Below are 11,983 nucleotides of genomic sequence, written 5' to 3'. Positions count from 1 at the left end.
CATCCAATCAATATCTTCTTCCCTAATAAATGATCGGTTTTCATTAATCGAAATACCCGCGAGAGTCTGAATCATATTAACAGCTTCTCTACCATTTCGGGCATAATCCGAAATCGATTGTAATCCTTTTTCACTAATTGTGATTCCTACTTTATCGGAGGCATTTTTAGCAACTGTAATGATTTCTTCCCGGTCAAGTTCACGGAAAAACACTTCAATACATCTCGAGCGAATCGCAGGTGCAATTTCATTTGGCGTCCTGGTTGTGGCCCCAATCAAGCGAAAGTCAGCCGGGAGTCCATTTTTAAAAATATCATGAATGTGAGTAGGAATATTTTGATTTTCTTCTTGATAATAGGCACTTTCGAGAAACACCTTACGATCTTCCAACACCTTTAACAGCTTATTCATCTGTATTGGATGAAGCTCTCCTATTTCATCTATAAACAATACGCCTCCATGAGCATTGCTAACAGCACCCTGCTTTGGCTGTGGAATACCAGCCTGGCCCATTGCTCCAGCTCCCTGATAAATTGGATCATGCACAGACCCAATTAATGGGTCGGCAATTCCCCGCTCATCGAATCTAGCTGTAGTCGCATCCAATTCAACAAACACAGCCGAATTTTTAAAAGGAGATTTCCCATTTTTTTTCGCCTCTTCTAATACAAGCCTAGCAGCTGCTGTTTTCCCTACCCCTGGGGGACCGTAAATAATCACATGCTGAGGATTCGGCCCACACAAGGCCGCCTTTAAGGATTTAATGCCATCTTCCTGACCGACAATTTCGTTAAACGTACATGGCCTAACCTTTTCGGCCAATGGCTCTGTTAACGAAATCGACCTCATCTTTCGTAATTGATCCATTTCTTTTCGTGAATCACGGTCAATAGAAACCTTTTGCGTCCGCTGACCTTTCAATAAATTCAAAAAATACAATCCAATTACAATCCCAAAAAACAGCTGGATAAACAACGCTATTCCTGTCCAATTCATCGTATTCCCTCCTGCACTCGCCTAGTTTGTCATTTCTGTTAGTATCTCCTAGGGCAGGTCGAAATAATCCAAGAAATTCAGGTTGTAAATTTTGGAGTTTTAATCGTAAACATCAGCAAATTTCCATCATGACATCCTAAAAAGCAAAAAAAAAGACTGCCAGCATGAACTGACAGTCTTTACGTTTTTATTAAGTTAAGCAGATGTTTTCTTTTCTTGTCCTTTGATGGTTGTACCGTCTTTAAGGACTAGCTTTGGAGATTCATTTTTCGAAATCGTGCTACCTGTGATTACGCATTTTGCAACATCGTCACGGGAAGGAAGATCAAACATCACTTCAAGAATGATGCCTTCAATAATAGAACGCAGACCACGTGCACCTGTTTTACGTTCTATTGCCTTTTTAGCAATTTCACTTAGCGCTTCCGGTTCGAATTCCAATTCAACATCGTCCAGCTCAAGTAATTTTTGGTATTGTTTTACAAGAGCATTTTTCGGTTTTGTCAGGATTTCAATCAATGCAGCTTCGTCTAATTGCTCAAGAGTAGCAATTACTGGAAGACGGCCGATGAATTCCGGAATCAATCCGAAACGAAGTAAGTCTTCTGGAAGAACTTTAGAAAGCAATTCTTTTTCTGCAACATCATCCTTTTTCACATCAGAGCCAAAACCGATAACTTTTTGTCCAAGACGGCGTTTGATGATTGGTTCGATGCCATCAAAGGCACCGCCGCAGATGAATAAAATATTGGTAGTGTCGATTTGAATGAACTCTTGATGAGGATGTTTACGTCCCCCTTGTGGCGGTACGCTAGCAACCGTTCCTTCAAGAATTTTTAGCAACGCTTGTTGCACACCTTCACCAGACACATCTCGTGTAATAGAAGGGTTTTCAGATTTACGGGCAACTTTATCAATTTCATCGATATAAATGATCCCTTTTTCCGCTTTTTCCACATCATAATCAGCAGCTTGGATCAATTTAAGAAGGATGTTTTCCACATCTTCCCCTACATATCCAGCTTCCGTTAATGAAGTTGCATCAGCAATAGCAAAAGGAACATTCAGAAGACGTGCTAATGTTTGCGCAAGAAGCGTTTTCCCACTTCCCGTCGGTCCGATTAAAGCGATGTTACTTTTAGAAAGCTCTACATCGTCGACTTTGCTATTGGAATTGATACGTTTGTAATGATTGTAAACAGCAACAGCTAAAGATTTCTTCGCCTGTTCTTGTCCAATCACATATTCGTCAAGAATTTCACGAATTTCCATTGGCTTAGGTACATCCCTGAATTCAACTTCTTCATCAGTACCCAGCTCTTCTTCAACGATTTCCGTACAAAGCTCGATACACTCGTCACAAATATATACACCTGGACCAGCAACCAGTTTACGGACTTGTTCTTGTGTTTTACCGCAAAAAGAACATTTTAACTGTCCTTTTTCATCATTAAATTTAAACATGACATTCACCCCTTTAAATACTCTTCCAACTCTATTACAGTAGCGGTATCTAATTCCTAATAAAAAAAGACACACATCCACTAAAGCATTCCAAAACTCCTAGTATGTTTTGCATTTTATCATGTTTCTTGGAAGTTTAGTAACAATAATGCTCACGCTTGCGAGTTGTTCAATAAGTACAATAATCCAATCAATATGTATTTGCCCTTTACCAGTATGCCCAAAACTTTTGATTTTTAAAATAAGGATTTGTTGTATAAATATGTATATGCGGTATTAGAACTAATCTACACCGAAATCCAAAAAAAATCAATCAGGAAATAACTGAAAATTTCAAATTTCCACAAATTCTCAATATGTATAAAACAAGGCACGATTACTCGCGCCTTGTTTTTTTGAAGAAAATATTAAAATCTACTTACTTATTAAAATTATTTTGCTTCAACTGTTTTGCTGTTTTCAACCAAGAAGTCAATTGCTTTCTTAATTTTAAGATCGCCTTTAATTCCATCTAAGTTTCCAAGAGCTTGTTTGATTGCTTCTACTTCCATTTTGTACATTTCAGCCATTTGACCAAGTTCAGCTTCTACATCTTCGTCAGTTGCTTCAAGTTTTTCAACTTCAGCAATTGCTTCAAGAGTTAGGCTTGTACGAACTTGTCCTTCAGCTTCTTCTTTCATTTGTGCTTTTAAAGCTTCTTCGTCTTGACCTGAGAATTGGTAGTAAAGATCCAAGTTTAGTCCTTGTGATTGAATGCGTTGAGAAAACTCATTCATCATGCGGTCTACTTCGTTTGAAATCATTGCTTCAGGAACGTCCATTTCTGCACCTTCAACAGCTTTACCAATTACAGTATTTTGTACGAAGTTTTCTTCTTCGTGTTTTTTGTCATGCTCTAATTTATGTTTTGTTTTCTCTTTAAGTTCAGCTAATGTTTCAACTTCGTCGTCAACATCTTTCGCGAACTCATCATCCAACTCAGGAAGTTGTTTTGTTTTGATTTCGTGAATTTTCACTTTGAATACAGCTGGTTTACCTGCAAGCTCAGCAGCATGGTATTCTTCTGGGAATGTTACTTCGATATCTTTTTCAGCGCCAGTTTCAAGACCAACTAGTTGTTCTTCAAAACCAGGAATGAAAGAGTTAGAACCGATTTCTAATGAATGGTTTTCAGAAGCTCCACCTTCAAATGCTTCACCATCAACGAATCCTTCGAAGTCAAGAACAACTGTATCGCCTTCTGCAGCTTGTCCTTCTTCTTTAACAACAAGCTCAGCTTGACGCTCTTGCAAAGTTTTTAATTCATTTTCAACATCTTCGTCAGTTACTTCAGTATTGAATTTTTCAACTTCAACACCTTTGTAATCTCCTAATTTAACTTCAGGCTTAACTGTTACAGTTGCAGTGAAAATTAAGTTTTCGCCTTTTTCCATTTTCTCGATGTCGATTTCTGGACGATCTACAGGCTGAATTCCAGCTTCTTCGACAGCATTTGCATAAGCATCTGGAAGAATAATATCAAGCGCATCTTGATAAAGAGATTCTACGCCGAATTTTTTTTCGAACATTTGACGTGGCATTTTACCTTTACGGAAGCCAGGTACGTTTACTTGTTTTACTACTTTTTTGAAAGCTGCGTCTAAACCTTCGTTTACTTTTGCAGCGTCAACTTCAATTGTTAATACGCCTTGATTACCTTCTTGTTTTTCCCATTTTACAGACATGTGTTTCCCTCCAAAAAATCTATATACTTCAATAATAAGCATTGGATGAATATGCTTTGCAAGTGTTAACAAGTCATCCTTCAAAAATACCCAAAAAAATTATTGGGAAATCGTCAAAATTAGACGATTATACATTACAACCACTACATTATACCACAGGATTAATCTGTTACAACAGCTATAGGTTAAATAATGGGATAAGAAATTTCCTCGATTTCTTTAATATAGGATAGAATATCCTCAACTGCTTCATCATCAGCCAAATAAATGTCCGCTATCTTCCTGCTGATATTTTCTCCTGCCATGTATTCTTCTGCTAATGCATGATAGGCAGCCGCCCAAACTGGCAGGCTTTCTGGTTCCGGTTCAAACGGATATAATAGAAAGGAATGCCGCTCGATTAAACTATGCACCATTTCAAATAAACTTGGGTTTTTCTGACTGATTTCCGCTTCTGTAAGACTGGTAACCTTCTTATAAAATTCCGTCTCCTTCAAGCCTGCTAATTCTTTTGGAATTACGGACTTTGCTTTAGAGAATTTCTTAAGTGTCACTTCTTCGTTATATTCCTGGTCGATAAGGATGTTAAGGAGCATCGTTTTAAAAAACGGATGGCCTTGTTCTTGTTGTAGAAATTGTTCGATTTGAGGGATAAATGGTCGAATATTTATATTCGTCAGTTTTGAAATAACTAAGAATATTTCATTATCCGTTTTCCCTTCAAACAGCTCATCCTCTTTTAATTCCTCTGCAAGCTGTTGTTTTTGCCTGTCCGCTTCCTCTTTTTTATCTTCAAGAGCCCTTTTACTGAACTGAAGCATCTTTTCAAAATGTTCCTCTTTATCAAATGGTATTTGATTTTCTTCAAATAGCATTTCAATAGTCGTAACCATTTCCTGATGCTCGCTTAATTGTAAAAGCACCATTAAATAGATATTGATAAGTTGAAAATAATCACCGATGCCTTTGTTCAACATCTCTTGGCACAACTCTTTTGACTCCTCATAATACTCAAGTTCGACAAGGGAGACCACTAGTCCCATACAGACTTCATCATTTTCAGGCTCAAACTCCCGAGCTTGGCTAAAGAGCAGTGCAGCATCTCTAAAGTTTCTGTTCCCAAGCTCATCTAACCCTTTTACTATCAACCTTTCACCGAGATTTGGAAAGGAGATAATCTTGGTCTCTTCAGCTTTCTTTTGGTTGTTCTTATTATCCATCCTATTTTCCGCCTCACCGTCGCTTTTTGAAAAACAGTTTAGCATGTAATAGTATGAAATACAAAAATTATAAGGGTGAATGAACACTTTCCACCTTTTTTCTTTACAAAAAAAATCCCGGCCCCTTTCAAATAAGAAAGAAAGAACGGGAGATTTGTTCTTCAATTAAGTACTAGAAACAACCTTTTTTTGTTGTTCATAAGCAGAAATCTCTTCATCATATTGAAGTGTAATAGAAATTTCATCCCAGCCTTTGACTAGCATTTCCTTCCAATATGGATGAATCTCAAAGCTTACTTCAAATCCTTGACCATCTATTAATGTTTGATTAGGCAGATCAATCGTCAACTCATAGTCAGGCGCTGACACTCGCTCCATTAAATACTTCACTTCATCCTGCGTTAAAGCAATAGGAACCATCCCATTTTTCATGCAGTTACTTTTAAAAATATCAGCAAAAGACGGTGCGATGACAATATCAAATCCGTAATCTTTCAACGACCATGGAGCATGCTCACGTGAAGAACCACAACCGAAATTTTCACCTGCAATTAAAATGGACGTGTTTTGATTATGAGGCTGATTTAATTCAAAATCGGGCCGTTCCTTTCCATCCTCATCAAAACGCCAGTTATAGAATAAAAATTCACCAAATCCGCTTCGCTCGATTCGTTTTAAAAATTGCTTTGGAATGATTTGATCTGTATCCACGTTTTTACGGTCAAGTGCCGCGGCTCTTCCTTTATATATAGTAATGGGTTCCATTCTCTGCACCTCCAGCTAATTCGTATTCTTAATGAACTTGTTCAGTTTTTTTCAAGTTTCTAATATCGACAAATTTCCCATAAATAGCCGCTGCTGCAGCCATTGCCGGGCTAACTAAGTGAGTCCTTGCTCCAGCACCTTGACGTCCTTCAAAGTTCCGATTACTAGTGGATGCACAGTGCTCACCAGATGGAACGGCATCCGGATTCATACTTAAGCACATGCTGCATCCTGATTCACGCCACTCAAAGCCTGCGGATTTAAAAATTTCATCCAAACCTTCATCTTCCGCTTGTCTTTTAACACTTTGTGAACCTGGTACGACCATCGCTCGAACACCTTTTTGRACAGTCTGACCATCTATCATTTCTGCTGCTTGTCGCAAGTCCTCAATTCGGGAATTTGTACAAGATCCAATGAATACATGCTGAACAGGAATATTCGTTATTGGCATACCTTCTTCAAGACCCATATACTCCAGAGCACGATTCAGTTCTTTTGAATCGATGATATCTTCAGCAAAGGTCGGCACATTACCGTCAACTCCACTCGCCATTCCTGGGTTTGTTCCCCAGCTGACCATCGGCGAAATTAGGCTACCATCAAGAATTATTTCCTGGTCATAGACCGCATCTTCATCACTGGAAAGCGATTTCCACTCCTGAACATATTGTTCGAATTCCACTCCTTTTGGTACATATTTACGACCTTTTATATAAGAGAATGTTGTTTCATCAGGAGCCACAAGCCCCGCTCTAGCTCCGCCTTCAATCGACATATTACATACCGTCATTCTTTCTTCCATTGACATATCTCTGAATACTTCGCCACAGTATTCAATGATATGTCCAGTACCAAAATCGACACCGAATTTAGAAATCACATATAAAATGACATCTTTCGCCATCACACCTTGACCAAGCTTTCCATTAACCTCAAGCTTTAATGTTTTTGGTTTTGTTTGCCATAGAGTTTGTGTAGCCAAAACGTGTTCGACCTCACTTGTTCCTATGCCAAACGCAATCGATCCGAATGCGCCATGTGTAGAGGTATGACTGTCACCACAAACAATCGTCATCCCCGGCTGTGTAAGACCTAATTCAGGACCAATAACGTGAACGATTCCTTGTTCCGGACTGTCTAAATCAGCAAGGCGGATGCCAAACTCCTTACAGTTTTGGTCAAGTGCTTCTAACTGTTTTCTTGCAATATCATCCTCGATGAAATAGCGATTAACAGTTGGCACATTATGATCCATTGTGGCGAATGTACGATCCGGTCTTCTAACTTTACGCCCTTTTAATCTCAATCCTTCAAACGCTTGAGGAGAGGTTACTTCATGAATATATTGAAGGTCTATATACAATAAATCCGGTTTATTTTCCTCTTCATTTACAATATGCCGATCCCATATTTTTTCTATTATCGACTTGCCCATCTGTATCCACCTCGATTAATTTTATATTTTTTTTAAAAAACACGGCCTAATGTTAGGCCGTGAAAGAAGTTTATGCATAAGCTCCCATGATGTTGGAAATAGCTTCCTGGTCTAAAAGATTCGCTTTTATTTCGGCAATCATTTCTGAAGTAGAAGTAATGTTTGATTGCCCATTTGCAATATCACCTGTTCTTAACCCATAATCGAGTACCGTTTCCACAGCTTGCTCAACAGCATTTGCCTCATTTTCCAAGCCAAAGGATAAGCGCAGCATCGATGCCGCCGATAAAATAGTTCCGATAGGATTAGCTAAATTTTTGCCTGCAATATCAGGTGCAGAGCCATGAATTGGTTCATATAAATTCGGCCCTTGAGTAGATATTGAGGCGGAAGGAAGCATTCCAAGCGATCCAGTTAATACGGACGCTTCATCGCTTAAAATATCGCCAAACATATTCTCTGTTACGACAATATCAAATTGTTTTGGATTTTTAATGAGTTGCATGGCTGCATTATCCACAAGCATATGTTCAAGCTCTACATCCGGATAATCCTTTGCAATTTCTTCAGCCGTTTCACGCCACATCCGGCTGGATTCAAGCACATTGGCTTTATCAACAGATGTTACTTTTTTCTTTCGATCAGATGCTAATTTAAACGCAAGTTCAATGATGCGCTGCATTTCGATTTTTTGATAGAAAAGAGTATCGACAACGGCTTCTTTTCCTTCTCTTTCTACCCGTTCACTCGGCTTTCCGAAATAAAGGCCGCCCGTTAGTTCTCGGACAATAACAAAATCCACATCTTCAATGAATTCCTTTTTAAGAGGTGAAGATTCCGATAAGCTGGAATAATAGCTGATTGGTCGAATGTTAGCATAGAGATTCAAATCTTTTCGGATTTTTAATAATCCTCGTTCCGGTCTTAGGTGTGCAGGTTGATTATCCCACTTCGGTCCCCCAACGGCACCTAATAATACCGCATCGCTGTTTTTACAAATCTCTACTGTTTCATCTGGCAGGGGCGATCCAGTGTTGTCGATTGCCCCGCCACCAATTTCACCATATTGAAATTCAAAATCGTGACCATATCTTTGGGCAACGGCTTCGAGAATTTCTACAGCGCCTCTTGTTACTTCTTTCCCGATGCCATCTCCTTGAAGCACCGCAATATTCCTTTTCATCGAAATCTCCCCTTTCTATTGTAATACTGCTTTTTCTTCTAATTCCTTCATGATGATTACACGGTTCACCGCGTTCAAATATGCTTTAGCAGATGCTTCCAAAACGTCTTGATCGAGACCGCGTCCGCTCGTTTCCACACCGTTAAAATCGATTTTCACAAAAACCTGTGCAAGGGCATCCATTCCGCCACCTACAGATTGAATCCGATAGTCTTTCAAGTTAATCTCGCTACCCAAACATCTTTCAAGCGTGTTATAAAGCGCTTCAACACTTCCTGCACCAGTTGCCGCTTCCTGAATTTCTTCGTTATCGCCTTTTTTCAGCGTAACAGTCGCTGTCGCAACCTGATGTGTACCGTGAGAAATCTGGAAAGAAACCAGGTCGTAAAAACTGATATCTGTCGCTTTTTCTTCAAGCACTAGTGCCACGATATCTTCATCCGTCATTKTCTTTTTGTTATCAGCCAATTCCTTGAACTGAACGAATAAAGAGTTCATTTCTTCATCAGTTACCGAAAAATTCAACTCTTGCAATCTTTCTTTGAAAGCATGTCGTCCGGAGTGTTTACCTAAAACGAGAGAATTAGATGCCACGCCGACAAGTTCCGGTGAAATGATTTCATACGTTGTTTTTTCTTTTAACATACCATCTTGGTGAATACCCGATTCATGCGCGTAAGCATTGGCACCAATTATGGCTTTATTAGCTGGAACCTGCATCCCCGTTAGACGGCTGACCAAATCACTGGATCTTTTAATTTCATTTAAGACAAGGCCCGTTTCTGCTTGATAGAAATCTTTACGAATGTAGAGAGCCATTGCTACTTCTTCGAGTGCCACGTTACCAGCACGCTCTCCAATGCCGTTGATTGTACCTTCAACTTGTGTTGCTCCGCCTTCGATGGCAGCCAAGGAGTTAGCTGTTGCCATTCCAAGGTCGTCATGGCAGTGTGCAGATAAACTCACCTTATCAATAGAAGGAACGTTTTCACGCAGGTAACGGAAAATGTTGCCGTATTCGATTGGAGCAGCATAGCCTACTGTATCCGGAATATTAATAACCTTTGCACCCGCTTGAATGACCGCTTCGACGATTTCAGCTAAATAGTCAAGTTCTGTACKGCTCGCATCTTCTGCAGACCATTGTACGATAGGAAAACGTTCTGCCCCATACTTAACCATCGCAATCGATTGTTCAATCACCTGTTCTTTTGACATTTTCAGCTTATATTCACGGTGAATGGGAGAAGTTGCGATGAATGTATGCAATCTTGGTTCTGCCCCGACTCTTAATGATTCCCAAGCTGCATCAATATCACCTTTTACAGCGCGCGCCAGCCCTGTAACAGAGCTGTTTCTGATTTTGCGCGCGATTTCCTGAACCGAGTTGAAATCTCCTTTGGATGCTGCCGGAAAACCGGCTTCGATAATATCTACACCCAATCTTTCTAACTGATAAGCAATTTCAAGCTTTTCTGTAAAGTTTAAATTTACACCAGCGGATTGCTCCCCATCTCGAAGTGTAGTTTCAAATATATTAATTTTTCGCAACGGCTACCACTTCTTTCTCTTTTTGTTGAGGTTTTACAAATGGCATCATTTTTCTTAACTCACGACCAACTACTTCGATTTGATGTTGGTTTTCACGATTATTGATAGCATTGAAGACTGGACGATTTGCTTGGTTTTCCAAAATCCATCCTTTAGCGAACTCACCGTCTTGGATGTCTTTCAAAATAGCTTTCATTGCTTCTTTAGTAGTTTCTGTTACAACGCGTGGTCCAGAAACGAAATCTCCCCATTGTGCTGTATCAGAAATGGAATAGCGCATGTTTTCCATTCCGCCTTCATACATAAGGTCGATGATTAATTTAAGTTCATGTAAACACTCAAAGTAGGCAACTTCCGGTTGGTATCCAGCTTCTGTCAAGGTTTCGAAACCGGCTTTTACAAGGGCAGTTAAGCCGCCGCAAAGTACTGCTTGCTCTCCGAATAGATCTGTTTCTGTTTCTTCTTGGAATGTTGTTTCCAAGCCACCAGCTCTTAATGAACCGATTCCTCTAGCGTAAGCAAGTGCTAATTCTCTTGCTTCCCCTGTAACGTCTTGATAGATGGCAAACAATGCTGGTACACCTGCTCCTTGTTCATATGTGCGGCGAACAAGATGTCCAGGACCTTTTGGAGCTACCAATAACACATCTACGTCTGCTGGCGGAACGATTTGATTGAAATGAACGTTGAATCCGTGTGCGAACATTAACGCTTGGCCTGCACGCAATACTGGTTTAATTTCTTCTTGGTATACTTTTGGTTGAGTTTCATCCGGTAATAGATTCATGATAACATCCGCTTGTTCAGCTGCTTCTTTAACTGTGTATACATTGAATCCGTCTTCTACAGCTTTATCGAAGGATTTACCTTTTCTGATTCCGATGATTACTTCAACGCCGCTGTCACGTAGGTTTTGTGCGTGTGCGTGTCCTTGTGAACCGTATCCGATAACTGCTACCTTTTTATTGTTGAAGAAATTCTCGTTTGCTTCTGCGTTATAATATACTTTTGCCATAATAATTACATCTCCCTTTTCTTATCCATTAGTTTTTTGTTTTTGTTTTTAGTCTTTAAACGATTGTTGCACTTTTTGCATGTGCTAATTGCATTCCACGTGGGAATGCAGCTGTCCCTGTCCTTGCCAATTCCTTGATGCCATAAGGTTTGATTAGTTCAATAAAAGCTTCAATTTTGTCTGACTCCCCAGTGATTTGAACCGTCAGACTATCTTTACTCACATCTATTACAGATGCTCGGAAAGGTTCAATGACTGAATAAATTTCAGCACGGGTCTGGGTACTCACTAATATTTTAATGAGTGCCAGCTCCCTGGCCACAATCGATTGATTCGTAATATCATATACTTTTAAAACATCAATCTGCTTGTTTAATTGCTTTGTGATTTGTTCAATGACGTTTTCGTCATCAACATCGACCACGAAGGTCATCCTTGATATACCTTCCTGTTCGGATGGTCCGACAGTCATGCTTTCAATGTTATAGTTTCTTTTTGTGAACAGGTTCGTAATCCTATTAAGGACGCCTGGCCTGTTGTTCACGGTGAGGCTAAGAATTCCCTTCATTGATTAAACTCCTTCCATTTCATCAAGCCCTTTTCCTTGCGCTACCATCGGAAAGACAT

Annotated in this window: 10 protein-coding genes; all 10 read right to left on the bottom strand. The window is 39.6% G+C overall.

Going from position 1 to position 11,983, the window contains the following annotated elements:
• Positions 1 to 996: ATP-binding protein (locus AC1DUW_RS13790; RefSeq protein ID WP_477642754.1), on the bottom strand; the 996-nt coding region annotated here is incomplete at its 3' end.
• 195 nt (positions 997 to 1,191) lie between these two features.
• Positions 1,192 to 2,460 (bottom strand): ATP-dependent protease ATP-binding subunit ClpX, encoded by a 1,269-nt coding sequence (gene clpX, locus AC1DUW_RS13785; protein ID WP_053347182.1) that lies wholly within the window; start codon positions 2,458 to 2,460, stop codon positions 1,192 to 1,194.
• Positions 2,461 to 2,891: 431 nt separating this feature from the next.
• On the bottom strand, positions 2,892 to 4,184 hold the full coding sequence (gene tig, locus AC1DUW_RS13780) for a trigger factor (RefSeq protein ID WP_053347183.1): 1,293 nt from the start codon (positions 4,182 to 4,184) through the stop codon (positions 2,892 to 2,894).
• 185 nt (positions 4,185 to 4,369) lie between these two features.
• The gene (locus AC1DUW_RS13775) at positions 4,370 to 5,404 is read right to left on the bottom strand and encodes a tetratricopeptide repeat protein (protein ID WP_477642753.1); all 1,035 of its coding nucleotides are present in this window, start codon (positions 5,402 to 5,404) and stop codon (positions 4,370 to 4,372) included.
• 165 nt (positions 5,405 to 5,569) lie between these two features.
• Complete coding sequence (leuD, locus tag AC1DUW_RS13770; protein WP_053347185.1) at positions 5,570 to 6,169, bottom strand: 3-isopropylmalate dehydratase small subunit; 600 nt, start codon at positions 6,167 to 6,169, stop codon at positions 5,570 to 5,572.
• 28 nt (positions 6,170 to 6,197) lie between these two features.
• Positions 6,198 to 7,607 carry a 3-isopropylmalate dehydratase large subunit gene (gene leuC, locus AC1DUW_RS13765; RefSeq protein WP_477642752.1) on the bottom strand — a complete coding sequence of 470 codons (1,410 nt, stop codon included), beginning with the start codon at positions 7,605 to 7,607 and terminating at the stop codon, positions 6,198 to 6,200.
• 70 nt (positions 7,608 to 7,677) lie between these two features.
• Positions 7,678 to 8,790: a 3-isopropylmalate dehydrogenase gene (gene leuB / locus AC1DUW_RS13760; protein ID WP_053347187.1), complete on the bottom strand. Its 1,113-nt coding sequence runs from the start codon at positions 8,788 to 8,790 to the stop codon at positions 7,678 to 7,680.
• Positions 8,791 to 8,805: 15 nt separating this feature from the next.
• Positions 8,806 to 10,341 carry a 2-isopropylmalate synthase gene (locus AC1DUW_RS13755; RefSeq protein ID WP_477642751.1) on the bottom strand — a complete coding sequence of 512 codons (1,536 nt, stop codon included), beginning with the start codon at positions 10,339 to 10,341 and terminating at the stop codon, positions 8,806 to 8,808.
• The gene (ilvC, locus tag AC1DUW_RS13750) at positions 10,328 to 11,356 is read right to left on the bottom strand and encodes a ketol-acid reductoisomerase (protein ID WP_053347189.1); all 1,029 of its coding nucleotides are present in this window, start codon (positions 11,354 to 11,356) and stop codon (positions 10,328 to 10,330) included. The genes AC1DUW_RS13755 and ilvC overlap by 14 nt, the downstream gene beginning before the upstream one ends.
• A gap of 55 nt (positions 11,357 to 11,411) precedes the next feature.
• Positions 11,412 to 11,924 (bottom strand): acetolactate synthase small subunit, encoded by a 513-nt coding sequence (ilvN, locus tag AC1DUW_RS13745; RefSeq protein ID WP_053347190.1) that lies wholly within the window; start codon positions 11,922 to 11,924, stop codon positions 11,412 to 11,414.
• Between the last annotated feature and the right edge of the window lie 59 nt (positions 11,925 to 11,983).

It is taken from the genome of Peribacillus sp. P4_C12 (genome assembly GCF_056402095.1).
This window is presented reverse-complemented; position numbering and strand designations above follow the sequence as displayed.